This is a genomic window from Oceanisphaera sp. (genome assembly GCF_048268965.1).
Lineage (GTDB): Bacteria > Pseudomonadota > Gammaproteobacteria > Enterobacterales > Aeromonadaceae > Oceanimonas.
The window spans coordinates 25,758-51,401 of record NZ_JBLWUK010000003.1 but is presented as its reverse complement, the minus strand read 5'-3'; the positions used below and the strand labels follow the sequence as shown (position 1 = coordinate 51,401).

Annotated in this window: 26 protein-coding genes; all 26 read left to right on the top strand. The window is 57.7% G+C overall.

Annotated features, from left to right (window positions below):
* Positions 1-261 precede the first annotated feature (261 nt).
* Positions 262-1,224, top strand: a complete 963-nt coding sequence (locus tag ACN0VL_RS02765; protein WP_417614596.1) for a sensor histidine kinase — start codon at positions 262-264, stop codon at positions 1,222-1,224.
* Between the two features lie 272 nt (positions 1,225-1,496).
* The gene (locus ACN0VL_RS02760; RefSeq protein ID WP_417614595.1) at positions 1,497-2,948 is read left to right on the top strand and encodes a sigma-54-dependent transcriptional regulator; all 1,452 of its coding nucleotides are present in this window, start codon (positions 1,497-1,499) and stop codon (positions 2,946-2,948) included.
* Between the two features lie 472 nt (positions 2,949-3,420).
* A complete protein-coding gene (gene fliE / locus ACN0VL_RS02755) occupies positions 3,421-3,735 on the top strand; it encodes a flagellar hook-basal body complex protein FliE (protein WP_417614594.1) in 315 nt (104 codons plus the stop codon).
* Between the two features lie 29 nt (positions 3,736-3,764).
* The gene (fliF, locus tag ACN0VL_RS02750; RefSeq protein WP_417614706.1) at positions 3,765-5,453 is read left to right on the top strand and encodes a flagellar basal-body MS-ring/collar protein FliF; all 1,689 of its coding nucleotides are present in this window, start codon (positions 3,765-3,767) and stop codon (positions 5,451-5,453) included.
* Positions 5,446-6,492 carry a flagellar motor switch protein FliG gene (gene fliG / locus ACN0VL_RS02745; protein ID WP_417614593.1) on the top strand — a complete coding sequence of 349 codons (1,047 nt, stop codon included), beginning with the start codon at positions 5,446-5,448 and terminating at the stop codon, positions 6,490-6,492. Before fliF ends, fliG begins: the two co-directional genes overlap by 8 nt.
* Positions 6,489-7,298: a flagellar assembly protein FliH gene (gene fliH, locus ACN0VL_RS02740; RefSeq protein ID WP_417614592.1), complete on the top strand. Its 810-nt coding sequence runs from the start codon at positions 6,489-6,491 to the stop codon at positions 7,296-7,298. The genes fliG and fliH overlap by 4 nt, the downstream gene beginning before the upstream one ends.
* Positions 7,285-8,622, top strand: a complete 1,338-nt coding sequence (gene fliI / locus ACN0VL_RS02735; protein WP_417614591.1) for a flagellar protein export ATPase FliI — start codon at positions 7,285-7,287, stop codon at positions 8,620-8,622. Before fliH ends, fliI begins: the two co-directional genes overlap by 14 nt.
* Positions 8,623-8,747: 125 nt before the next feature.
* Positions 8,748-9,188 carry a flagellar export protein FliJ gene (gene fliJ / locus ACN0VL_RS02730; protein WP_417614590.1) on the top strand — a complete coding sequence of 147 codons (441 nt, stop codon included), beginning with the start codon at positions 8,748-8,750 and terminating at the stop codon, positions 9,186-9,188.
* A gap of 127 nt (positions 9,189-9,315) precedes the next feature.
* On the top strand, positions 9,316-11,025 hold the full coding sequence (locus ACN0VL_RS02725) for a flagellar hook-length control protein FliK (RefSeq protein WP_417614589.1): 1,710 nt from the start codon (positions 9,316-9,318) through the stop codon (positions 11,023-11,025).
* Positions 11,026-11,066: 41 nt separating this feature from the next.
* Positions 11,067-11,546 (top strand): flagellar basal body-associated FliL family protein, encoded by a 480-nt coding sequence (locus ACN0VL_RS02720; RefSeq protein WP_417614588.1) that lies wholly within the window; start codon positions 11,067-11,069, stop codon positions 11,544-11,546.
* A gap of 7 nt (positions 11,547-11,553) precedes the next feature.
* Complete coding sequence (gene fliM, locus ACN0VL_RS02715) at positions 11,554-12,627, top strand: flagellar motor switch protein FliM (RefSeq protein ID WP_417614587.1); 1,074 nt, start codon at positions 11,554-11,556, stop codon at positions 12,625-12,627.
* Entirely contained in the window at positions 12,624-13,025 is a 402-nt protein-coding gene (gene fliN, locus ACN0VL_RS02710) for a flagellar motor switch protein FliN (RefSeq protein WP_417614586.1), read from the top strand. Before fliM ends, fliN begins: the two co-directional genes overlap by 4 nt.
* Positions 13,025-13,396 (top strand): flagellar biosynthetic protein FliO, encoded by a 372-nt coding sequence (fliO, locus tag ACN0VL_RS02705; protein ID WP_417614585.1) that lies wholly within the window; start codon positions 13,025-13,027, stop codon positions 13,394-13,396. The genes fliN and fliO overlap by 1 nt, the downstream gene beginning before the upstream one ends.
* Before the next feature lie 61 nt (positions 13,397-13,457).
* Positions 13,458-14,183: a flagellar type III secretion system pore protein FliP gene (gene fliP, locus ACN0VL_RS02700; protein ID WP_417614705.1), complete on the top strand. Its 726-nt coding sequence runs from the start codon at positions 13,458-13,460 to the stop codon at positions 14,181-14,183.
* A complete protein-coding gene (gene fliQ, locus ACN0VL_RS02695) occupies positions 14,184-14,453 on the top strand; it encodes a flagellar biosynthesis protein FliQ (RefSeq protein WP_417614584.1) in 270 nt (89 codons plus the stop codon).
* 107 nt (positions 14,454-14,560) lie between these two features.
* Positions 14,561-15,349, top strand: coding sequence for a flagellar biosynthetic protein FliR (gene fliR, locus ACN0VL_RS02690; protein WP_417614583.1), 789 nt, complete (start codon positions 14,561-14,563; stop codon positions 15,347-15,349).
* Entirely contained in the window at positions 15,350-16,483 is a 1,134-nt protein-coding gene (flhB, locus tag ACN0VL_RS02685; protein WP_417614582.1) for a flagellar biosynthesis protein FlhB, read from the top strand.
* Between the two features lie 166 nt (positions 16,484-16,649).
* A complete protein-coding gene (gene flhA / locus ACN0VL_RS02680; RefSeq protein WP_417614581.1) occupies positions 16,650-18,749 on the top strand; it encodes a flagellar biosynthesis protein FlhA in 2,100 nt (699 codons plus the stop codon).
* Between the two features lie 18 nt (positions 18,750-18,767).
* Complete coding sequence (flhF, locus tag ACN0VL_RS02675) at positions 18,768-20,156, top strand: flagellar biosynthesis protein FlhF (RefSeq protein WP_417614580.1); 1,389 nt, start codon at positions 18,768-18,770, stop codon at positions 20,154-20,156.
* A 34-nt stretch (positions 20,157-20,190) separates the two neighbouring features.
* Positions 20,191-21,033 (top strand): MinD/ParA family ATP-binding protein, encoded by an 843-nt coding sequence (locus ACN0VL_RS02670; protein WP_417614579.1) that lies wholly within the window; start codon positions 20,191-20,193, stop codon positions 21,031-21,033.
* Complete coding sequence (locus ACN0VL_RS02665) at positions 21,017-21,739, top strand: RNA polymerase sigma factor FliA (RefSeq protein WP_417614578.1); 723 nt, start codon at positions 21,017-21,019, stop codon at positions 21,737-21,739. Before ACN0VL_RS02670 ends, ACN0VL_RS02665 begins: the two co-directional genes overlap by 17 nt.
* A gap of 70 nt (positions 21,740-21,809) precedes the next feature.
* The gene (locus ACN0VL_RS02660; protein WP_417614577.1) at positions 21,810-22,553 is read left to right on the top strand and encodes a flagellar motor protein; all 744 of its coding nucleotides are present in this window, start codon (positions 21,810-21,812) and stop codon (positions 22,551-22,553) included.
* The gene (locus ACN0VL_RS02655) at positions 22,550-23,401 is read left to right on the top strand and encodes an OmpA/MotB family protein (protein ID WP_417614576.1); all 852 of its coding nucleotides are present in this window, start codon (positions 22,550-22,552) and stop codon (positions 23,399-23,401) included. The genes ACN0VL_RS02660 and ACN0VL_RS02655 overlap by 4 nt, the downstream gene beginning before the upstream one ends.
* Before the next feature lie 241 nt (positions 23,402-23,642).
* Positions 23,643-24,050 (top strand): DUF2802 domain-containing protein, encoded by a 408-nt coding sequence (locus ACN0VL_RS02650; RefSeq protein WP_417614575.1) that lies wholly within the window; start codon positions 23,643-23,645, stop codon positions 24,048-24,050.
* A 240-nt stretch (positions 24,051-24,290) separates the two neighbouring features.
* Positions 24,291-24,926, top strand: coding sequence for a cytochrome c biogenesis heme-transporting ATPase CcmA (gene ccmA, locus ACN0VL_RS02645; RefSeq protein ID WP_417614704.1), 636 nt, complete (start codon positions 24,291-24,293; stop codon positions 24,924-24,926).
* A complete protein-coding gene (gene ccmB, locus ACN0VL_RS02640; RefSeq protein ID WP_417614574.1) occupies positions 24,923-25,591 on the top strand; it encodes a heme exporter protein CcmB in 669 nt (222 codons plus the stop codon). Before ccmA ends, ccmB begins: the two co-directional genes overlap by 4 nt.
* Positions 25,592-25,644: the final 53 nt, after the last annotated feature.

The following is a 25,644-nucleotide window of genomic DNA, read 5'->3' as shown; positions in this document are numbered from 1 at the left end:
GCCGCTTTGGGTAGACCTTACAATAAATAAGCTCTTTTCGCTTTTTCCCTGTCTCTACGTCCGTGGGGGCCGTGGATTCCGTGGCAAATAAATGTTTAGGTTGGGTGTTATGTCGTCCTCTTTACCCATTACGCTTCACCCTTAGTCGGGGCTGGCATGCTTATTGAATGAATAAGCAGGTTATAGCCCCTTGGTGTTTTGTTTATGCCTGACTCTGTTTCTCATTCTCCTCACCCACAAGATACTCATGCGCAGCCGAGCATGAGTGCCCTGGTGCATGCCATGCCCAGTGGTGTGGTGTGGCTGGATGGCAGAGGCCGGGTGGCCCTGGTTAACCCGGTGGCGCAAAGCATGTTGGGCGAGCCATTGCAGGGGATGGCCTGGTCGGCGGTTATTGAGCGGGTGTTTGCTCCGCAACCGGATGATGGTTTGCAGGTGTCCCTTAAAGATGGTCGGCGTATTCAGCTGGCTATTTCACATGTAGAAGGCCAGCCGGGCCAGCTGATTCAACTGACCGATATGACGCCCACCCGCGCCTGGGTGGAGCAGCAAAGCCATGCGCAACGTCTGGCGGCACTCGGGCAAATGGCGGCCACCCTGGCGCACCAAATTCGCACCCCTTTATCGTCAGCCATGCTCTATGGCGCCAACTTGGCGGCTCCCCAGCTTACCAGCCAGCAGCGCGAGCAGTTTCAGCAGCGCCTGCTGGCCAGGCTCAACGATATTGAGCGTCAAATAAGTGACATTCTGCTGTTTGCCCGCCCCGAGCAGGCGCCGCTGGCGGACAAGCTGGATCTGAGTGAGTTATTGCCGGAATGCATTGAGGCGGCTAGCCCCATAATGGCCGCCAAAGGCGTTCGGTTAACCTTGACGAATGCGCTGGCCGGCCCGGCGCGGGTGTTGGGCAATGCCCATGCCCTCAAAGGCATAGTGCTTAACCTGCTGGAAAACGCCGCCGAAGCGGGGGCAAGCGAGCTGGATCTGATGTTGGCAGACACCCCAGACAATGAAATTGAAATCAGGGTGCAGGATAACGGCAAGGGCATGAGTAAGGCGCTGCTTAGCCAGATATTCACGCCCTTTTTTACGACCCGAAGCCAGGGTACCGGCCTGGGGCTGGCGGCAGTCATGGCGGTCATGCGGGCACATCAAGGTCGGGTGACGGTGCAGTCGGTACCGGAGCAGGGCAGTTGTTTCAGCCTGTGGTTGCCTGGTTGTGGGTAAAGAGTGACAAGACCTTAAAGACTAGAGACTTCTTTGCCACGGAATCCACGGAACCCACGGAAAAATTAAGACCAAGCTCAAGACCTGAATAAATTTTTATTTGGTAAGACCTTACAAGAAAAGCTTTCTCGCCTGGATGGTTTTGTCTTGTCGTTTTTCGTCCGTGGGTTCCGTGGATTCCGTGGCAAAAATAGGTTTGGTTTAGGGTTTTGGTTGTGTCGTCCACTTTACTCCTCACTCCTAACCCCTTACAAAAACAAGGAGGCGTGTTCATGGCTCATGATGTACAGCCTGATGTGGTTGATATTCTTATTGTCGAAGACGATGCCGGCTTGCAGCAGGCGCTGCAGGATACGCTGTTGCTGGCGGGCTTTTCGTGTGCGGTGGTCGACAGTGCCGAGGCGGCCATACTTTGGTTTCAAGGTGATGGGTTTCAACGTGATGGGTTTCAACGTGATGGGTTGCAGCAGAGCGCCGCCAGGCTGGTGATTACCGACGTACAAATGGCGGGCATGAGTGGCCTGGGGTTGCTGGAGTGGGTTAACCGGCGCATTCCCGGCTTGCCGGTGCTGGTGATCACCGCCTATGCCCAGGTATCGGGGGCGGTAGAGGCCATTCGGGCCGGTGCCGTGGATTATCTGGCCAAGCCTTTTACGCCCGATGCGTTATTGACGGTGGTGTCGCGTTATTTGATGCAGTCTACCGAGACCAGTGACGATCCCATAGTGGGGGATGCCAGCAGCATACAGCTATTACAGTTGGCGACGCGGGTGGCCGAGTCGGGGGCCAGTGTGATGATCAGCGGCCCCAGCGGCACCGGCAAAGAGGTACTGGCGCGTTTTATTCATCAAAAGTCCGACCGTGCCACAGCCGCCTTTGTCGCCATTAACTGCGCCGCCATTCCCGAGAGCATGCTGGAAGCCACCTTGTTTGGTTACGAAAAGGGTGCCTTTACCGGTGCGGTACAGGCCAACCCCGGCAAGTTCGAGCAGGCCAACGGCGGCACCTTGCTGCTGGATGAAATTACCGAGATGGACTTGAATCTGCAGGCCAAGTTGCTGCGGGTATTGCAAGAGCGCGAAGTGGAGCGCCTGGGGAGCCGCAAAACCATATCCCTGGATGTACGGGTATTGGCCACCAGCAACCGCGACCTGCACCAGGCGGTGCGCGAGGGGCGTTTTAGAGAAGACCTGTTTTATCGCCTGAATGTGTTTCCGCTGCATTGGCCGGCGCTGGCCGAGCGCCCCGGCGACATCATACCGCTGGCGGAATATCTGCTGCAGCGCCATACCCGGGAGTTAAACCGTGGCCACATGCGGTTAAGCGAGCCGGCCAAGGCCCGATTGCAAGCCTGGCACTGGCCGGGCAATGTGCGTGAGCTGGGCAACGTGATGCAACGCGCCCTTATTTTGGCCCAGGGGCACGAAATTGCAGCGACCGATATTCTGCTGGATGAGCAGGTCCCCCTGCCGGGGCAGGCCGAGTCTGGCCAGCCTATTCCATCTGCGCCGAATGCCTTCGCTCAGGGCGCTTCGCATCCGGGCCCGCTCCCTAAAAAGATGGACCTGGGCCGCGAGCTGGTGAGCCAGGAGCAGCAAATTATTTTGCAGGCGCTGCAACGCCACGCCGGCAGTCGTCAGCAAGTCGCAGAAAAGCTGGGCATCAGCCCGCGCACCCTCCGCTACAAGCTGGCCCGCATGCGCGAAGCCGGGATGGAAGTGTAAACACAGCTGTAGCCTTGCGCTTTAGCTGCAGGTCCTGCGTTAGCATGATGGTTTTTAATCACATCCCGCCGAAGTCCTCTTTACCAAAGAGGCGGACGGACTACAAAAAGCGCCGTTCTGTAGGCGCATATTTATTCGCGCGCTCTTGGAGGTTGATGCCCCAGTAGCCTCCGCGTGAGTGCTCAGAATGACGGCGAAAGGAGACTTGAAGCCGATTGCGGGAAGAAAAATACAGGGCTGATAGGGCAGAATGGGTTAGGATAGTATTCATTCGAGTGCTTTAATGCCAAGCTAGGGCTTGAACGAATATGCATGACATGAAACTCGGCGCCAACGCCGGTTGGCCGTTTCTTTCAGCTGTAATCGAACCGCTTACGGCTTGCTCTTGTCTGTGTTTTCTTACTGCTTGTATATATACTGGCTCGTTGTTTGCATTAACATTTTATCATCTTTAATTCGGGAGCCTCAGACGATGGATATTAACGCCACGGCCTTATTATCAGAAATGCAGGCGATAAAAGGCGAGCTGCAACCGCTGGCGCCGGCCAACAATATTGCGCCGCAACAGGACTTCTCCACCTTGTTGTCTCAGGCGGTAAACAGCGTTAACGGGCTGCAGCAAAGCACCGACTCGCTGCGTACCCGCTTCGAGCTGGGTGATCAGGCCGTTAGCCTGGAACAAGTGATGATCGCCTCGCAAAAGTCGAGCATTGCCTTCGACGCCACGGTTCAGGTGCGTAACAAGGTAGTGGAAGCCTATAAAACCATTATGAATATGCCAGTATGAGGATGTAATTGGTGGCTGATAATCCGTTGGTGAATACCGACCAATCTGCACTTGCCACCCGCGAGGCCAACTCACCGGAGGCAAAAAAGCAAAAAAGCACGCCTCTTGCCTTGTTGGGCGATACCGACATATTGCGTCAGGTCATACTTGTGCTGGCGCTGGCCATCTGTCTGGCGCTGGCGGTGTTCCTGTTTTTGTGGGGCAAAGAGCCCGAAATGCGCCCGTTGGGCGTATACAACAATCAGGAACTCATAGAAACGCTGGACTTTTTAGACGCGCAAAAAATCAATTATAAAATCGATGGCAGTACCGTACTGGTGCGTGCAGATCAGTTTTCCGACATTCAGTTAACCCTGCGCCGGTCGGGGCTGGAGCAGTCTCCGGCGCAAGGCGACGCTATTTTGTTATCCGACCCCGGCTTTGGCATTAGCCAGCGCCTGGAGCGCGAGCGCCTTAACCTGAGTCGCGAGCGACAGCTGGCCCGCGTTATCGAGCAATATAACAGCGTGACTCAGGCTCAGGTCTTGCTGGCCATTCCCCGGGAAAACGTCTTCGTTCGCGACAAGCGCCAGCCCAGCGCCACCGTATTGTTAAACCTGCGTCGCAACAGCACCTTGCGTCAGGAAGAAGTAGACGCCATCGTGGATACGGTGGCGTCTGCGGTGCCGGAAATGACCCCCGACAAAGTCACGGTCACCGATCAGAACGGTCGCTTGCTTAATTCCGGCTCCCAGGATCCCCTGTCGGCCCGCACCCGTCGGGAATTTGAACACCAGCAAAAGCTGGAGCGGGAATACCGACAAAAAATTGACTCTATTTTAAGCCCGGTGCTGGGCCTGGGTAACTACACCGCCGAAGTGGACGTGCGGCTCGACTTTACCCGCAAGGAACAAACCGTCAAAACCTATAATCCCGACTTGCCCGCCGTGAGATCGGAAATGGTGATGGAAGACAACACCTCGGGCCTGGGGGCGCTGGGTATTCCGGGCGCCTTGACCAATCAGCCACCGGTGGCGGCGGAGATCCCCGAAGAGGCAGCGGGGGTGGCCCAGGAGCAGCGCCGTAACGAACGGTTCCGTAAAGAAGCCACCCGCAATTTTGAGCTCGACACCACCATTAGCCACAGTCAAAACGGTGCCGGCGATATCAGCCGCCTGACCGTCTCGGTGGCGGTGGATCATAAAACCCTGACCCGGGAAGACGGCACCACAGAGCGGGTGGCGCTGACTCAGGAAGAACTAAGCCGTATCGACCGCTTGCTGCGCGGTGGCCTGGGGTTCGATGTGAGCCGCGGCGATGCCATTGAAGTGGTCTCGGTGCCCTTTAATCGCCCCGTGCTCGAAGCCTTTGCCGGCGTGCCCTTTTACGAGAAAACCTGGTTTTTACACCTGATGCGGATTCTGGGCGCGGTGGCGGTACTTATAGTGCTGCTGCTGACCCTGGTGCGGCCCATGGTCAAGCGATTGCTGGGGAGCGACACGCAGGCGGACGGGGCAGCTCCGGACGGACAGAATGCCTTGCAGGGCAGTGACGATCTTGCCCTGCTGGCCCAGCAGGCCGAACGGGACGAGAGCATGTTTGGTATTCGTGAAGGGCGCTTGCAGCTGCCGGACTTGAACAAGGATGAAGATGTGCTGTCGGCCATCAGAACTTTGGTCGCCAACGAACCGGATCTGGCAGCGCAGGTCATCAGAGATTGGGTGAAAGCCGATGAGTGACAACGAACAGCAGATAGTGAGCGACGAGCAGCGCAAGCTGCTGGATAAAATGTCCGGCACCGAAAAGGCGGCGTTGCTGATGTTAAGCCTGCGCGAAGAAGACGCCGCGCAGATATTTCGCCACCTGGAACCCAAACACGTGCAGCGGCTGGGCATGAAGATGTCGACGCTGGAGGAAATCTCCCCAGACGGTGTTGGCGCGGTTCATCGTTTTTTTATTGAAGATATTCAGCGGTTTACCAAAATTGGCGTGGGCAGCCAGGACTTTGTGCGCAATGCCCTGGTTGCGGCCCTGGGGGAAGAAAAAGCCGGGCGTCTGGTGGATCAAATATCTGCCGGTGTGGGCTCCCGGGGGCTGGACTCGCTGAAGTGGATGGACCCGCGCCAGGTGGCAAGCGTTATTCTGGACGAACATCCGCAAATTAAGGCCATAGTGCTGTCTTATCTGGACCCGGAGCAGGCCGCAGAGATTTTGCAGCAGTTTGCCGAGCCGGTGCGCCTGGATCTGGTGATGCGCATCGCCGAGCTGGAAGAAGTGCAACCGGCGGCACTGCAAGAGCTTAACGATATTATGGAAAAACAGTTTGTCGGCCAAAGCAGCACCAAGGCGGCCAAGATGGGTGGCCTGAAGGCGGCTGCCAACATCATGAACTACCTGGAAACCTCGGTAGAAGGGGCCCTGATGGATGCCATTCGTGATGAAGATGAAGAAATGAGCATGAAGATCCAGGACATGATGTTCGTGTTCGAAAACCTGAACGACGTGGACGACCGTGGCATACAGATGTTGCTGCGAGACGTGAACAGCGAATTGTTGCAAAAGGCACTGAAAGGCGCCGACGATCAGCTAAAAACCAAGTTCCTGAGCAATATGTCGAAGCGGGCAGCGGAACTGCTGCAAGACGATCTGGACGTCATGGGGCCGGTACGGGTCAGCGATGTGGAGCAGGCCCAGAAAGAAATTGTGGCGGTTGCACGACGCCTGGCCGAGAGTGGCGAGCTGATGCTCTCTAAAGGCGGCGGAGAAGAGTTTGTATGAGTCGTCATCCTTACGGCGCCAAGCCCACGCGGCCCAAGCGTGAGAGCGAGCCGGATACCGAACATTGGGCCTGGCCCGACATGCTGCAAACCAAAGCAAAGTCGCCAGAGCGGGCGCTCAAGATCAAGCCGCCAGCCGAGCAGCCCGAATCCGATCCCGAACATTTTACCGCCGATCCCGAGCCGCTGACCGCGGTATCGCTGGAAGCCATTCGTCAGGCCGCCTATGAAGAAGGCTTCGAGCAAGGCAAGCAGGAAGGCATAACGGCAGGGCGGGAAGAAGGTCGTTTGACCGGTTTGCAGCAAGGGCACGAGGCGGGCCTGGAGCAAGGGCTGGAACAGGGCCTGGCCGAAGGGAGAGAAAAGGCCGAGCAGCAAAGCCGGCAGTGGCAACAGCTGATCGAACAGCTGCAGACGCCTCTGGCCCAGGTAGACAAAGTGGTAGAGCAAAGCCTGGTGACCCTGGCACAGGAGCTGGCGCGTAACTTATTGAAAACCGAAGCCACCACCTCTCCCCAGTTGTTGCTGGCCACGGTGCAGGAAGCCATGTCGGCGCTGCCTGATACCAATAGTGACATTACCCTGTATTTACACCCCGAGGATCTGGCCATTATCGAACAGCACTTCGATGAAAAAAGCCGCCAGCAGCGCCATTGGCAATTACTGAGTGAGCCGAGTCAGGCGCGGGGCGACGTGCGGGTAAAAACCGCCATGTCGGAGCTGGATGTCAGCCTGGCACGGCGCATAGACGAGCTGATGGCCAACTTCATCAAAGCCAACTGGGCACGCTTCCATGACGCTGGTTAAGCGGCTGGAGGCTTATCAAACCCGAGGGCTGATGCCAGCCATGTCGGCCAGTGGCAGATTGACCCGGGTGGTGGGTCTGACCCTGGAGGCCGAGGGCTGTACGGCCGCCGTGGGCAGCCTGTGTAAAATTCAGACCCAGTTTGGCGACATGGACGCCGAGGTGGTGGGCTTTTCCGACGACAAGCTGTTTTTAATGCCCAGCGAATCGCTGAAAGGGGTAATCCCGGGGGCCCGGGTCACTCCCATTGGCCAGGGGGAGGGCGTGCCGGTGGGCATGGAGTTGCTGGGCCGCGTCATAGACGGCATGGGCCAGCCCCTGGACGGCCTGGGGCCCATCGTCACCCGTCAAAATGCCGACTTTACGGCACAGCGCATTAACCCCATGTCCCGCAAGCCCATCAGAGAGCCGATGGATGTGGGAGTGCGGGCCATCAATGCGCTGATTACCGTTGGCCAGGGACAGCGCATGGGGCTGTTTGCCGGCTCTGGGGTGGGTAAAAGTGTGCTGCTGGGCATGATGACCCGCGGCGCCAAGGCCGATGTGGTCATAGTGGGCCTGATTGGTGAACGGGGCCGGGAAGTAAAAGAATTTATCGATGAAATACTGGGGGATGAAGGTCGAGCCCGTTCCGTAGTGGTAGCCGCACCGGCCGACTCCTCGCCATTAATGCGTTTAAAGGGCTGTGAAACCGCCTTGACCCTGGCCGAGTACTTTCGGGATCAGGGGCTCAAGGTATTGCTGCTGATGGACTCGTTAACGCGTTACGCCCAGGCCCAGCGAGAAATTGCCCTGGCAGTGGGTGAGCCCCCCGCCAGCAAGGGCTACCCGCCCTCGGTGTTTGCGCGTCTGCCCGCGTTGGTGGAACGAGCGGGTAACGGCAACGAAAACGCCGGCCAGGGGGGCATAACGGCGTTTTTTACCGTGCTGACCGAAGGGGACGATCTGCAAGACCCCATTGCCGATGCCTCGCGTGCCATTCTGGACGGTCACATAGTGCTCTCGCGTCAACTGGCTGACAGCGGTCATTACCCGGCCATCGATATAGAGAAATCGATCAGCCGGGTCATGACCTCGGTGACCACAGAAGCGCACCAGCAACAGGCCCGCGCCGTTAAGCAGGCCTATGCGCTTTATCAGCAAAACCACGACTTGATTAACCTGGGGGCCTACCAGTCGGGCGCCGACCCGCGGCTGGATATGGCGATACAAATCCGTCCGCGGCTGGATCACTTTTTAACCCAGGGTATGACAGACGCGATTGCCATGCCGGCCTGTCTGGCCGAGCTGGAGGTGATCAGTCAGCCTCTGTTGCGAGCGAACTGATGGACGAAAAGGGGGGGATTAAGGCGTGAGAAGTGAGGCGTAAGGCGCGGGTGGGATGCTCACACTTGACGCTTTACCCCTCACTCCTCACATCCCACTCATTACCGCTTCATAAGGGCTGATCGATGAGCAAAGCATTACACCTGCTGCTGGAGCAGCTGGATAATCAAGAGCGCAAGGCGGCGGCAGAGTCCGGGGCCGCCCAGCTGCAGCTGCAACAATTGGAGCAACAGCAGCAAACCCTGAGCCAGTATCAGCGCAACTACAGCCAACAGTTTCAAGATCGCGGCCGCGAGGGGTTAAGTGCCCACCAGTTCGGGCATTTTCAGGGCTTTATCAAGAAGCTGGAGTTGGCGCAAGAACAGCAGCAAGGTGGCCTGATGCAAGCCCGTCAGCAGCTTGAGCAAAGCCGCGCCGCCTGGATGGCGGTACGCACCCGCAAACAGGCGATAGAGAAACTGTTGGAACGCGAAGCCGAGCGCAAGCAGATCGAACAGCATCGCCAGGAGCAAAAAATGATGGATAACATGGCCATCTACCGGTTTTACAACAAGTCCAAACGTTAACCACAGCTTTCAGTTTATCGCTTTATTGATTTCTGGTTTGATTCTTGCATTAGAATCTTGCAGTGATGGTTGGGTTGCTATTTTGGTTGACGGCTCAGCCGCAGAATTGACGGGGATCATCATGACCATGAACATCATGACTGTACGGGCTCAGGCTGGCCAGGAAACCGGCGGGAAAATAATGGATACCGCCAATCACGGCGAGGCCGCTATGTTTGCCGAGCTGTTTACCCAGGAAACGACATCGCAACAGGCTGCTGCCCAACCCGTTGAGCCTGCCGCTGTTGAGGCCGGGCAGCAAGCTTGCGAAGAGCAAGCCACAGCCACTGCACAGACGGATCCGGCCGCTCACCCTGAAGAAGCTGCCGACCCCGGGAATACCGCTGCCGCCAGTCGGTGGCAAGGCGGCAGCACCTTGCCGCTAACGGATAGCACCGGCTCTGATCTGCTGGCTAGCCGCCAGATAACGACCAGTCAGGCAACTGCCGGCCAAATTACAGCCGACAAGGCAACGTCAGAGAAAGGCGAGAGTGATGCCACCGCCGACGGTGCAAGCCGACACCGTCTATCCGAGGGTGCAGGCAAACAGGCCCCGCCGACTTTGCTGGAGGAGAGAAACACGGCGTCAGCGCCCGGCTCACCCCAACGCCAAACCCGCACGGCAAACCATGATGGCCAGGGCCGGCTTGCTGCCGGAGCCCAAACTACCCAGTTGGCGCAGGCTACTATGGGGACGACTCAGCAGGCGGCTAGCCAAATCGTTACTCAAGCTGTTAACCCAACCGTTAACTCAGCCGTTAACCAAGCTGCTAACCCAGGTGCCAGCCCCCACCAGGCAGCGCAGATGCTGGCCGAGCCGGTGCACGTGACCATGAGTGATGGCGCCAATGATGCCGAACCAGCACCAGGCAAGACGCCGGTAGACGTCAATACCGGCAGCGGCTCAACGGCGATGCGTGCGCCCGACTGGCTGGCACAAATTGAACACGGTCGTCGCTGGGCCCAGTCACCTGCTTCCGGTGCTGGCGAGCCAACCCAGCCGGGTGCGGAGGGTGAGCCCCTATCGCCGGAAAAAAGTGCAGCAGAGAACAAGGATGCTCGCCGGTTATCGGTAGCTCAGCAAGAAGCAGCAAGCACCACGACGGCAACCCAAGCAGTGAGCCAGTCGGCAAGCCAGTTGGCCGCAGCCGTCACCGCGGAGACTGTCACCACAGATACCGCCACCGGCAGCCAGACTGCGACGCCGGAGGCCGGTGTGGTGATGGCGGCGCGAGAGTCCGCTCCGTTGATGGCAACGCCGGAGCGAGCGCCCTTGCTCGACCGTGCCCTGACCCTGCACGGCTCGCCAGAGCAAAATGCCAAGCAACTGGCGCAGCAGGCGCAGGTGGTGGTGAACCAGAATCTGCAAGAGGCGGATATTCGGCTTAACCCTTCCGAGCTTGGGGGGCTGAAAATACAGATAAAAATGGAGCGAGGTGAGGTGCAGGTGCAATTTGTGGCCAGCAATCCCCAGGCCAGAGAATTGATCGAGCAAGCCATGCCGCGGTTAAGAGAAATGCTGAACCAGCAAGGCATGAACCTGGGGCAGGGCCAGGGCCAGGGGCAACAGGGCCAGCAGCAGGGGCAGCAACAGGAACAGAGTCTGTTGTCGGGGCAACAACAAAACCCGAATCAAGCCGCGTCGCAAGAGCAACAGCCACGGCAGCAAGGCGGTGAAGTGGCCAGCGAAAGCGAACAGGGTTATTCGGTCACCCAGGGTGGCACTGTTACGCTGGCGGACGGCGCCCTTGCCCGGCCAGCCCGGCTTGATGCGGGCAGGATAGATTTTTTTGCATAATGTAACTGGGTAAACTACGAGACCTGACTAAGGAATAACAGATGGCAGATGAAGCGACCCCAGCCACGGCCAAGGTGGCATGGTACAAACGTAAGCTGGTTTTAATCATAATCACTGTGCTGTTGCTCGGCGCGGGGGGCGGGGCAGCCTGGTTTATGAACTCTTCGGCTGACGTTGCAGAGCAGGCGCCCGTTGAAGATACCAAGGCACTGTATGTGGGGTTGTCGCGCCCCTTCACGTTTGCGGTGGCCGCGGGCCAGCGTGAACGCCTGGTGCAGGTAGAAGTACAGCTGATGGTGCGTGGCGATAAAAATCGGGACCAGGCCCAGCGTCACTTGCCTTTGATGGAAAGCGCCTTGCTTGACGTTTTCAGTCGACAAGGTGCCGATCGTTATCGGACAGCCGAGGGCAAGCAGGCGATACGACAAGAGGCGATCAGTGAATTGAACACGGTGCTCACCAACGAGTTGGGCAGGCCATTAATCGAAAAAGTGCTGTTTACCGGTATCGTCATACAATAGGTGAAGCGTGAGCGATCTGTTATCTCAGGATGAAATAGATGCCCTGTTGCACGGGCTGGAAGACATAGAAGAAGAGTCGGCTGGCGGGGCGGAAGGCAACGCCGGCGACGACGTGACCATGTTTGACTTTTCTTCTCAGGAACGCATGGTGCGTGGCCACATGCCGGCACTGGAGGTGGTGAATACCCACTTTGCCCGTTACATGCGCAGCAGCTTGTCCAATATGATGCGTCGCGGCACCGAAGTCTCGGTCAACGGGGTAAAAGTGATCAAGTTTGGCGAATATGTGCATTCGCTGTTCTTGCCCACCAGTTTGAACATGGTGCGCTTCAGACCCTTGAAAGGGGTGGGGCTGATCACCCTGGAAGCCCGGCTGGTGTTTTTGCTGGTCGACAACTTCTTTGGGGGGGATGGTCGTGAGGCCAAAATGGAGGGGCGCGAATTTACCCCCACCGAACGGCGCGTGACCCAGCTGTTACTGAAGCTGATATTTGAAGATTACCAGGAAGCCTGGTCGCCGATCCTGGATGTGGGCTTCGAATACCTGGACTCGGAGGTGAACCCCACCATGGCCAACATCGTCAGCTCCACAGAGTTGGTGGTGGTGAATTCGTTTCACATCGAACTGGAAGGGGGAGGGGGCGAGCTGCATGTGGCCTTGCCTTACGCCATGCTGGAGCCGATTCGCGAGTTGCTTGAGGCGGGCGTGCAAAGCGATCAGGGCGAGAGCGACGTGCACTGGAGCCGGGCACTGCGCGACGAAGTCCTCGATGTAGAAGTGGATATGTCGGTGAAGCTGCTGGAAAAGCCGCTGACCTTGCGCAATATCATGGAGATGGAAGCCGGGGATATCATACCGGTGGATCTGCCGGAGCACCTGTTGGTCTCGGTAGAGGAAATGCCAAGCTTCCGTGGTCAGCTGGGCCAGACCGGCGACAAGATGGCGGTGCGTATCACCGAAAGAATTAAACAGCCCAAACCCGTTAAAAACGAGCTTGAACAGTTGACTCGACGCGGCAGACGCATTGGTAGTGACGTCGAGCTGGAAGCATTGGAAAGAACCATTGAGGATGCATCATGAGTGATGAAGCAAACGAAATAGCTGATGTGCAAAATGACACTGAAATCGAATCCGGCGCCGAGCGAGAGCAAGAAGCCAGGCGCGTGGAGCTGGATGACTTTAACGAGGACAGCAGCCAGCCGTTATCGGGCGATGAACGACGCAAACTTGACGCCATACTGGATATTCCGGTCACCATGTCGGTGGAAGTAGGAGGAAAGCAGATCAGCATTCGCAACCTCTTGCAGCTCAATCAGGGATCTGTGGTGGAACTGGATCGTATGGCCGGTGAGCCGCTGGACGTCATGGTCAATGGCACCCTGATAGCCCATGGCGAAGTGGTGGTGGTCAACGACAAGTTTGGTATTCGGCTGACGGATGTGATCAGCCAGGGCGAACGGATTAAAAAGTTAAAATAATGCCTCTGTTATTCATATTGCTGCTATTGCCCCACCCGGTGCTGGCCCAGGGGCCGGAAGTCCGTTGGGACTCGTGGGCACTGTCATCGCTGCTGGTAATAGGGGTGATTCTGGTGCTGGGCTGGTTGCTGCGCCGCCTGCGTGGGGCCGCCCTGCTGGGCGGCAGCCGTCAGCTTAACATAGTGGCCTCGCTGGCTCTGGGCCAGCGGGAGCGGCTGGTGGTGGTACAGGTGGGGGAAGAACAATGGCTGCTGGGAGTTACCGCCCAGCAGATATCCGGGCTGGGCAAGCTGGAGCACCCCCTGCCGCCCGAACAGGCTAAAAGCCTGCTGAGTCAGCGCAGTAAAGGGCCCGTTCATGATCCGTCCTGATCCCGCGAACAGGGGAAATAGAGCGTTAATCTCCAGGCGGCTGTTGCCGCTGCTGCTGTTGATGACGACGCTGTTGCTGCTGACGGCGCCGGCCATGGCGCAGCAGGGCATGTCGGCGGTTACCGTGACCACCAATGCCGACGGCAGCCAGGAATACAGCTTGACGCTGCAAGTGCTGGCATTAATGACGGCACTGTCGTTTTTACCCGCCATGGTCATTATGATGACCTCGTTCACCCGCATCATCATAGTGCTGTCAATTTTACGGCAGGCCATGGGGCTGCAGCAAAGCCCCAATAACCAGGTGCTGATCGGCATCAGCCTGTTTTTATCGTTTTTTATTATGTCGCCGGTGCTGGATCGGGTGAATAACCATGCCTTGCAGCCTTACCTGGCAGAAGAAATCGGCTCGAAAGAAGCGCTGGCGCGGGCCGAGCTGCCGATACGCGACTTTATGCTGGCGCAAACCCGGGTCAAGGATCTGGACACCTTTCTCAATATTGCCGATGTACAGGTGGACAGCGAAGCCGAAGTGCCGTTACGAGTGCTGATCCCGGCCTTTGTGACCAGCGAGCTGAAAACCGCCTTTCAAATCGGCTTTATGCTGTTTTTGCCTTTTCTGGTTATTGACCTGGTGGTGGCCAGTATTCTGATGGCCATGGGGATGATGATGCTGTCGCCCATGCTTATTTCGTTACCCTTCAAGTTGATGCTGTTTGTCCTGGTGGACGGCTGGAACCTGATCATGGGGACGCTGGCCAACAGCTTTGGTTTGGGAGCCGGATAAATGAGTCCAGAAACCTTCGTCGACATCTTTCGCAGTGCCCTGTGGTTGGTAACCCTGCTGGTGTCGGCGGTGATTTTGCCAAGCCTGGCCATTGGGTTGGTGGTGGCGGTGTTTCAGGCGGCCACCTCCATTAACGAACAGACCCTGAGCTTTTTACCCCGCTTGCTGGTGACCCTGGGGGCGCTGGCGGTCGGCGCCCACTGGGGATTCAGCATGCTGATGGACTTTTTTTACGAGCTGGTTTTTCAAATCCCCCAGGTAATAGGTTAATGCACAGCCGGAAGCTGTCAGCCAAGGAAAGGCGTGAGACGTAAGGCGTACAGCGTAAGACGTACAACGATGTTTAGGCTTACCGCTTTGTTTTCGGGAGGGGCAGGGTGAACTTTAGCACCGACCAGATTCTGCTTTGGCTGGCCAGTTACGTCTGGCCGCTGTGCCGTATTGCCGGCATGATGATGACCATGGTGATGTTTGGTGCCAACCTGACGCCCATGTATAACCGCCTGTTGCTGGCGGTGGCCACCACCCTGGCGGTGGCACCGGTATTGCCCGCCATGCCCGATGTGGCCCTGTTCTCGGTAGGCGGCTTTTTGATCACGGGGCAACAGGTGCTCATTGGTGCCGTGATTGGCCTGCTGTCACAGTTTTTACTGCAAACCTTTGTGACCGCCGGGCAAGTCATCGCCATGCAAACCAGTCTGGGATTTGCCTCCATGGTGGATCCGCTGAATGGTCAGTCGACGCCGGTCGTCGGCCAATTATATTTAATGCTGGGCACCTTGCTGTTTTTAGCCCTGAACGGCCACCTGGTCATGATTGAAGCCATAGTGCTGAGCTTTGAAACCCTGCCGGTGTCCATGAACGGCATTTCGGTGTCCAGCTGGCAAAATCTGGCCGGCCTGTTGAGCATGCTGTTTTATGCGGCCCTGGCCATGTCGTTGTCGGCGATTGTCGCCATGCTCTTGATCAACCTGACCTTCGGCATACTGACCCGGGCGGCCCCGCAGTTGAATATTTTCAGCATCGGCTTTGCCGTGAGCATGGTGTGTGGCCTGTTTATCTTGTGGCTGACCCTGGGCGGATTTTTGGGGCACTTTGAAAATCAGTGGCTGCGGTTGCAACAGGTGATGTGTGACACCCTGCAACTGACCTGCGAAGGAGGCTAGGTGGCAGAGTCGGACGGTCAGGAAAAAACAGAACAACCCACGGAACAACGCCTTCGCCAGGCGCGAGAAAAAGGCCAGATCCCCCGCTCCAAGGAATTGGGCACGGCGGCGGTGCTACTCAGTGGTGCCTTCGGCCTGATCATGGTGGGGGATGCCCTGGGCCAGGCCATGTCACAGGTCTTTATGCGCAGCTTCAGCATCGACCGCGCAGCCTTGTTCGATCCCGAGACCATGCTGCCGGCCTTGGGCGACTCGCTTCTGGGCTTGATGTGGCCTTTGCTGGGCCTGTTTGCCATCGTGCTGGTGGCCGCCCTGGTAGGAAACAGCCTGTTGGGGGGCGTGAACTTCAGCAGCCAGGCCATGATGCCCAAACTGAATAAAATGAGCCCGGTCAAAGGCTTCAAGCGGATGTTTGGCGTACAGGCCATGGTGGAGCTGTTAAAGTCCGTGGCCAAGGTGGTGTTTATCGCGACCCTGTCCATGTCGATACTGTGGGGCCAGTTCGATAATATTTTGCGCTTGAGTCACGAAACCCTGCCCACCGCCATGGTGGAGGCCATCGAGCTGGTGTTGTACATGGGGCTGTTGTTGTGCATGGCGTTGTTGCCCATAGTGGCCATTGATGTGCCGTTTCAAATCTGGAACCACACCCGGCAGCTGAAAATGACGCTGCAGGAAATCAAGGACGAGTATAAAAATACCGAGGGCAAGCCCGAGGTCAAAGGGCGCATTCGGCGTTTGCAGCAGGAAATAGCCAACCGCCGCATGATGGGCGAGGTCCCCGACGCCGATGTGGTGGTGGTCAACCCTACCCATTTCTCGGTTGCCCTGCGTTACGACAAGGACACCCCCGGCGCGGCCCCCAAGGTGGTCGCCAAGGGGCTGGATGAAGTGGCGTTGAAAATCCGCGAAATTGCCCGGGAATATGAAGTGCCGGTGATCTCGTCTCCGGCTTTAACCCGTGCCATTTACTTCTCGACCAAGCTGGACAGCGAGATCCCCGACGGCCTGTTTGTGGCCGTGGCACAGGTGCTGGCATACGTGTTTCAGTTAAACAACTGGCGCAAGGGTCAGGGCAACAAGCCGATCCCCCTTAAAGAAGACCTGCCGATACCCGATGAATACAAGGTGTAATCTTGTGAGGGGTGAGGGGTGAGGGGTGAGTGGTGAGGGGGGGGACAAAGGTTTCAGGACGAGCGTTTTCCCCTTCACGCCTTACTCTTCACCCTTCACGACAAAACCATTTGGCTCGCTTTTTGCATGATGACTGTTCATCAATCTTTGCGGCAATCTAGTGGTCATGGCATTCAAGGATAAATACTTACAACGGTTGGGGCCCTGGTCCTCGTGGTTCAGCAAGGGGCTGGGTACGCCTCTGTTGGTGCTGGCGGCGCTGGGTATGGTGGTGTTGCCCATACCTGCACTGCTGCTCGATGTGCTGTTCTCGTTCAATATTTCGCTGGCGCTGGTGATCCTGCTGGTGGCGGTATACAGCAAGCGACCGCTGGATTTTGCGGCTTTTCCTACCGTGCTGCTGGTCGCCACCTTGTTGCGCCTGGCACTCAACGTGGCCTCTACCCGGGTGGTGTTGCTGGAAGGACACCAGGGGGGCAATGCGGCCGGTAACGTCATTGAAGCCTTTGGCTCTGTGGTGATTGGCGGCAACTATGCGGTGGGGCTGATCGTGTTTCTGATTTTGATGATCATCAACTTTGCCGTGGTTACCAAGGGGGCCGGCCGAATTTCGGAAGTGAGTGCCCGTTTTACCCTGGATGCCATGCCGGGCAAGCAGATGGCCATAGATGCGGACTTGAACGCCGGGCTGATCAATCAGGATGAGGCGCGGCTGCGACGGGCCGAAGTCACTCAGGAAGCCGACTTTTATGGCTCCATGGACGGTGCCTCCAAGTTTGTAAAAGGCGATGCCATTGCCGGCATCATGATACTGTTTATCAACATTATTGGCGGTTTCATCATCGGCATGGCCCAGCACGGGCTGCCCTTTGGTGAAGCCGCAGAAATTTATACCCTGCTCACCATAGGTGACGGCCTGGTGGCGCAAATTCCGTCGCTGCTGTTGTCGATTGCCGCCGCCATTATTGTTACCCGCCAGAATACCAGCGAAGACATGGGCGAGGCCATGCTGGGCCAGCTGTTCGATAATCCCAAGTCCTTGTCCATTGCCGCCGGTATCTTGATTACCATGGGGCTGGTTCCCGGCATGCCCCATTTCGCCTTTCTGCTACTGGGTGGGCTGGCGGCCTTTGCCGCCTGGTGGACCATGCAGCGCAACAAGCGAGTGGCACAGGAGGTGGTCGAACAGGCCCAGGCCCCCGCCGCGGCCAGCAATGAAGTGAAAGAGCTGGGCTGGGATGACGTGGTACAGGTGGATACCATTGGTCTGGAGGTCGGGTACCGGCTGATCAGCCTGGTGGATCAGACTCAGGGAGGCGAGTTGTTGAGCCGCATTAAGGGGGTGCGCAAAAAGCTCTCCCAGGAACTGGGCTTTTTGATCCCCGCGGTCCATATTCGCGACAACCTGGAGCTGGGGCCCAACCAGTATCAAATTACCATGATGGGCGTGAGCTCGGGCACCGCGGAAATTTACCCCGAACGCGAGCTGGCGATCAACCCGGGCCAGGTATTCGGCCCCATAGCGGGCATAGATACCCGGGACCCGGCCTTCGATTTGGAAGCCACCTGGATTGCCAAGGATCAAATAGAGCAGGCCCAGAGCCTGGGGTATACGGTGGTGGATGCCGCCACCGTGGTGGCCACGCACCTGAGCCAGTTGCTCACCAACCATGCGTCTGTGTTGCTGGGCCACGAAGAAGTGCAAAGCCTGATCGACCAGGTAGGGCGCAGCCAGCCCAAGCTGGTGGAAGGCCTGGTCCCCAATACCATGAGTCTGGCGCTGGTGACCAAGGTGCTGCAAAGCCTGCTGCACGAAGGGGTGACCATTCGAGACATGCGTACCATTCTAGAAACCCTGACCGAGTACTCGACCAAGAGTCAGGATCCGGAGGTGCTCACCGCGGCCTGCCGCATTGCGCTGCGTCGGTTCATGGTGCAGGAAATCGCCGGCACCGAGCGCGAACTGCCCGTCATTACTCTGGCGCCAGAGTTGGAACAGATATTGCAGAACTCTTTGCAGGCAGGTGGCGCTCAGGGCAGTGGCATAGAGCCCGGCCTGGCAGAGCGGATGCAGCAATCGCTGTCTCAGGCAGCGGCCAATCAAGAAATGGAAGGGCAACCAGCCATTTTGTTGACCTCCGGTATGTTGCGCACCACCTTGGCGCGCTTTGTAAAACACACGATTCCCAGTTTGCGGGTGCTGTCGTATCAGGAAGTGCCTGATGACCGTCAAATTCGCATAGTGGCATCGGTTGGCCAGCAGTAGCAGGGCGGTAGTTAACTAATGAAGATTAAACGATTTTTTGCGAAAGACATGCGAGCGGCCCTGGCAGAGGTGAAAGAAGCGCTGGGTGCCGATGCGGTGATCATGTCGAGTAAAAAAGTCTCTGGCGGCATCGAACTGGTGGCAGCGGTCGACGAAGACGAAATCCCGGTCACTTCCGCCGCGCGTCCTTTGCGTGACGATGACGTCAAAATATCGTCGCAGGCGCGTCAATATGTTACCCCCATGACTGACCAGCAGCAGACAGAAACCTTGCAGTCGCTGCTGATGCGGGGCAGGCAGCAGGCTTCGCCGCAAACGCTGGCAGAGCAATCCGGCAGTCGCGATCCCCGGTTGGCGCCCGAGGCGGGCAGCGCCGAGCGTAAAGAACCCACCCTGGTGCCGAACCCGTCGGCCGAAACCTTGCCCTTGCATGACAGACGCGATAACAAGCGCAAAGAAAGTGCCAAAGACAAAGAGTTGAGCAGCATGCGTCAGGAGATTGCCAGCATTCGCCGTTTGCTGGAACACCAGGTGTCGGGGCTGATGTGGCAGGAAGTAGAACGACGTGAGCCGGTTCGGGCCCTGGTGATCAATCACTTGAACGAGCTGGGGTTCAGCAAGGTGCTGGCCGATCAGCTGGCGATGCAGATTCCCGAACGTGCGCGGACTCATGAAGCCTGGAACCAGGTTCAAGCAGCACTCAATGAACAATTACTGACTGGCGAAGATGAAATATTACGCCAGGGCGGTGCCGTGGCACTGCTGGGACCCACGGGGGTGGGCAAAACCACCACCATTGCCAAACTGGCGGCACGATTTGCGGCGCGCCACGGGGCCGAGCAGCTCGCGCTTATTACCACCGATCATTATCGTATTGGCGCCCATGAGCAGCTGCAGACCTACGGCCGTATCATGGGCGTGGTGGTCAAGCAGGCCCACACCTATCAAGAACTGGCACAGGCGTTATATCAGCTGCGTCATCGTCGTCTGGTATTAATTGATACCGCCGGCATGGGGCAGCGAGACTTGCGGTTGAATGAGCAGCTGGACACCCTGGTGGGTGATAAGCAAATTCAGATCCGCAACTATCTGGTGCTGCCCGCCACGGGCCAGCGCCGGGTGTTGCAGGAGGCGGTGGATCATTTTTGCCGTATCCCGCTGGCAGGCTGCATTTTAACCAAACTGGATGAAAGCCTGACCCTGGGAGATGTACTGGACATCAGCATTCAGAACCGGCTGCCGATCAGTTACATCACGAACGGGCAGCGGGTGCCGGAAGATTTACGATTGGCTGATGGCCCGGAGTTGGTCAAACAGGCATTGGGGAATATAGAGCAGCGTCGGGAAGATCCCTATTACTGGGGAACTTCCGAGTCTGAACAGGCGGATGCGCGTTTTTATGAATAGAGTGTTTCAGGACCAGGCGAGTGGGCTGCGACTTATGCAAAAAACAAGCAAGGTACAGGTTATTTCGGTCACGGGTGGCAAGGGTGGTGTAGGCAAAACCAACATTACGCTGAACATGGCATCGGCCATGGCGGCTCAGGGAAAACGAGTCATGGTGCTGGACGCCGACTTGGGGCTGGCCAATGTCGATGTCTTGCTGGGCATTCGGGTGGCCCGCAACCTGTCTCATGTGTTGCGCGGCGAGTGCAGCCTGGATGAGATACTGGTAGACGGCCCTCAGGGAATGAAGATCATTCCGGCGACCTCGGGTAATCAGTCGATGACCGATCTGTCGCCACTCGAGCACGTCAGTTTGATCCGCGCTTTCAGTGAAATGAAAACGCCGATTGATATTCTGCTGGTGGATACTGCAGCGGGCATTTCCGATATGGTGCTGAGCTTTTCGCGGGCGGCACAAGAAGTGATGGTGGTGGTCTGTGATGAGCCGACCTCCATTACCGATGCCTATGCGCTGATCAAGATCCTGTCCCGTGATTATGGCGTGTTTCGCTTTAAAATCGTGGCCAATATGGTGCGCAGCCAGCGCGAAGGCCAGGAGCTGTTTACCAAACTGACCCGGGTAACCGACCGTTTTCTCGATGCCGCCCTCGAGCTGGTCGCCTGTGTGCCCTTTGATGGCAACTTGCGATTGGCGGTACGTCGGCAAACGCTGGTGGTCAACCAGTACCCCCATTCGCCGTCGGCCCTGGCCATCAAAATGCTGGCCAGCAAGGCATTAAGCTGGCCGGCCCCCGAGCGGGCCGGTGGCCATCTGCAGTTTTTTATTGAAAAATTATTGAGTCCGTCAGTGGTGGAAACAGATGACCGGAGCCAATAAAGCACTGGTGTACGCCAGACAGCAAAGCTCGCAACTGGTTGAGCGTCATGCGGGCCTGGTACGGCGAATTGCCCATCATTTGCTGGCTCGCCTGCCCGACAGTGTCTTGCTGGATGACTTGATTCAGTCGGGCATGGTGGGGTTGCTGGAAGCGGCGCGTAACTTTGACGCCAGCAAGGGGGCCAGTTTTGAAACCTTTGCCGGGATCCGTATTCGCGGTGCCATGCTGGATGAAATTCGCCGGGGTGACTGGGTGCCTCGCTCGGTACATAAGCACAGCCGCCAGGTTTCTGGCGCCATTGCGGCGGTGCAGGCCCGGGAGGGGCGCAACCCGACCGATAGAGAAGTGGCCGAACAACTGGATGTGAGCATGGATGCCTATTACGCCATGTTGCGCGATACCAGTAATGGAAAAATTCTCGATATGGATGAGTTTGAAACCGGTATTGATGGCCATGTCGAACAGAGCCAACATGCAAACAACCCGTTTGAAGACATGGCCAAGCTGCGTTTTCAACGGGTGCTGTCGCAGCACATCAAGACCTTGCCCGAGCGCGAAGCGCTGGTGCTGTCGCTGTACTATGACGAAGAGCTGAACCTGAAGGAAATTGGCCAGATCCTGGAGGTAAGCGAGTCACGGGTGAGCCAGATCCACAGCCAGGCCATGCACCGATTGCGCGCCAAATTAACCGAGTGGAAAGCGTAAAGACCAGGTGAGGCGCGAAGAGTAAAGAGAAAGAGGGGTGAGGGCAGAGTGAACGAGATGAGTAGCTGATATGGCGTTGATCGGGCTGATACTGGGGCTGACGTGCATCATGCTGGCGCAATGGTGGCACGGGGGTAGCATGTGGGGCTTGCTGGACGGGCCTGCGCTATTGATTGTATTGGGTGGCACCCTGGGGGCCGTACTGCTGCAAACGCCCTGGCGGCAATGCAAGGCGGCATTAAAGTCACTCACCACCTTGTTTGGCCAGTCTCCCTGGCCCTTCAACGATCAGGCATCGCGCTTGTTGCAGTGGTCGCACCGGGCCCGGCAAGCTGGGTTTTTGGCCCTTGAATCCCAAATAGGGCATAGGTCACTGGACGGCTTTACTCGCCAGGGCTTGCAATGGCTGGTCGACGGCACCGAGGTGGCTTCTCTGGAGCAACTGCTCGACAACGAGCTTAACCGGCTGGAAGAACAAAAAGAGCTGGAAGCCCAGGTCTTCGAAGCCATGGGCGGCTATAGCCCTACCATCGGCATTATAGGTGCCGTGCTGGGCCTGGTTCAGGCGATGTCGAATCTGGATGATCCTTCCCAGTTGGGAGCGGGCATAGCCGCGGCCTTTGTGGCCACCCTTTACGGGGTCGGGCTGGCCAACCTGTTGCTGTTGCCGCTGGCCAACCGGCTGAGGGCCATGTATCGGCTCGAACTGCGTTATCGGGAGCTGACGGCCATCGGTCTGTTGGCCATTGCCCGCGGCGACAGCAGTCTGTCGGTGAGCCGACAGCTGGCCCAGTATCAGGGGCAGCGTCAATGAGGCGCCGCTCGCTGGCCATGCGTACCCAGGGCGTCAATAATACGGCGGGACTGGAGCGCTGGCTGGTGTCTTATGCCGATTACATGACATTGGTGTTTGCCCTGTTTGTGGTGCTTTATGCCATTCAGGCCACTAAAACCGAGCTGCAGCAACCTATGCTCGATGGCATCGATCAGGCATTGGTCCGACTGAGCGGTGAAGCCCAGTCGGACCAAACGGCAACGGCCATGGTGGAAACCCGGAGCGACAAGGTGCCGGCAGGCAATGGCGTACAGTCAAATGAGTCCGATCCGGGCCTGGCGGAGCTGAAGGCACAGCTGGAGTTGCACTTGTCGCCTTTGCTGGAGCGGCAAGTGGTCGAGCTGGAGCTGGAGGGTGACTGGCTGACCCTGAGCTTTGACGGCCAGCTGTTATTTGCCAGTGGCAGCGCCTTGCTGGGGGGCAATACCAAGCCGGTACTCGGCCGGCTGATGCCGGTATTAACACCGGGTACGCATTTTATTCGCGTGCGTGGCTACGCAGATCATTTACCCGTGAGTAACGAGCTATATGCCAGCAACTGGCAGCTGTCTGCCGAACGAGCCAGGGCGGTGCTGGAATGGCTGCTGCGTGAGGGCATTCAGGGTCCCAGGCTGGCGCTGGAAGCCTATGGCGAGTTTCGCCCCCTGAATACGCAACCGGGGGCAGCAGGACGAGCCCGCAACCGGCGTGTCGACATTGCCATATCCAGGCATCAGTGGCAGGACCCCGCGGCCTTGCCGTCCCGGCCGCTCGGTACCGAAAGCCACCCGGAGCTGCGGGTGTATGACTTGCCCGGTGGCGGCATTCGTATCGCCACGGAACACTGACGCCTTGTACGGATGACGCCGAACCTGACAAAATAATAATCGCCCGGCTGCAGGCCGATGCCTTGATAGGGCTGCAGGAGCGGGGTAACAATACAAGACTCAAGAAGAATAACATGTTGGAGCAGAAGGGATAATCCATGAACAGTCATCGTAATAGCACAGGCCCTCTTGCCGAAGGGACGGCGTTGCAGTGGGCCAGCCGCAGTCTGAGCCAGCCCGGGAACAAGTGGGGGCCGCAGTCATGGTAATGTGGTTTGAGCCTGCCTTTATTCTGGCGTCGCTGGCGCTGTTTCTGGGGATGGTGGCCCTGTTTGTGGCCTGGTCTATGTGGCGCCAAAGCCAGCGCAAGCTGGAGGCCATGAGTCGGCTGATGCGGGATCTGGCGCGCAGTCGAGACAGCTACCGCAAGCAGATAGAAGAAATCCAGGCGGCCAACGTAGGCCTGGGTAACAAAGTGGATGAGCTGTATCTTCAGCACGACAAGCTGACCGAGCAGCAGCAAGAGCTGGCGCTGAAAGATCCCCAGGGCAAACTCTATAGCCGTGCCACCCGCATGGTGCAACTGGGCGCCGACATCGACGAGATCATGGCCGAGTGCGAAGTACCCAGAGCCGAAGCCGAGCTGCTGATCACCTTGCATCGCAAATAGGTTGAATACAGCGGTCAGCGGTAAGAACAAACAATGAACTCATGCCGGGCTTGCCCCGGCATCTGCTATCTGTTTTAAACTGCACGCCTCACGCCTCACGCCTCACGCCTCACGCCTCACGCCTCACGCCTCACGCCTCACGCCTCACGCCTCACGCCTCACGCTTTCGCTTGTTTCTTTCTGCACAACGGGGTGGCCTGTGCTAAACTGGCGGCCATTTTTTAATGGTCTACGTTCCCGATTATGTTAGAAGCCAGATCCTTAACTTGTGTCCGTGAAGAGCACACCTTATTCAGCGAGCTGTCGCTGACGGTGGCGCCAGGCGATCTGGTGCAGGTGGCTGGGCCTAATGGCGTGGGCAAAACCAGTTTATTGCGGTTATTGGCCGGCCTGTCCCGCCCCTATGGCGGGGAAGTGTGCTGGCAGGGTGACAACATAGAAAGTCACCGTGACGAATATCATCAGGACTTACTCTACCTGGGCCATCAGGCCGGCATCAAGCACGAACTCACCGCCCTGGAAAACCTCGCTTTCTTTCGCCGTATGCATCATGCCCAAAGTCAGGCCAACTTGTGGGATGTGCTGGCCCAGGTTGGGCTGGCGGGTCTGGAAGACCAAACCGCAGGCCAGTTGTCGGCGGGGCAAAAGCGCCGGGTGGCACTGGCCCGGTTATGGCTGGGAGGCCCCCGACTGTGGATTCTGGATGAGCCCTTTACCGCCATCGACAAACACGGCGTCAAGGTGCTGGAGCAGTTGCTGCTGGACCATACCGATGCCGGTGGCATGGTGCTGATTACCACACATCAAGACCTGTCACTGAGTGCCGGCCGTGCACGTACCTTGCAGTTAACCCCCCATCAAGAGGAGTTGGCATGAGAGCCATGTTTAGCGGGGTACTGCGTCGCGAGCTGATCTCGGCCCTGCGCCGGCGGGGAGATATTTTAAACCCGCTGTGGTTTTTTATTATCGTGATTACGCTTTTCCCTCTGGGCATAGGTCCGGATCCCGCGCAACTGGCGCGCATCGCCCCCGGCATTGTGTGGGTGGCCGCCTTGCTGTCGTCGTTATTGGCACTGGAGCGCTTGTTCAGGGACGATTTTATTGACGGCACCCTGGAACAATTAATGCTTATGCCCTGTCCTTTAGGGGTGCTGGTGCTGGCCAAGGTGCTTGCCCACTGGTTGCTGACCGGCTTGCCGCTGCTCTTGCTGTCGCCTCTGGTGGCGGTGCTGCTCAGCCTGGACATGGTCGCCTTTAAGGCCGTGTTCTGGACCCTGCTGCTGGGCACCCCCATTTTGAGTCTGCTGGGGGCCATTGGCGTGGCCCTGACCGTGGGCATCGGCAAGGGCGGTGTCCTGCTCAGCCTGCTCACCTTGCCGCTGTATATTCCGGTACTGATTTTTGCCACCTCGGCCATCGACGCCGCCACCCTGGGGGTGGCCTACAATGGCCAGCTGGCGATACTGGCCGCCATGTTGGCAGGCAGTATCACGCTGGCGCCATTTGCCATCGCCTCTGCATTGCGAGTAAGCGTTAACTAGCTGATAGCAGGGTATTTTAAACGGCAGATTTACGTTATCTTAAGCCGGCGAGC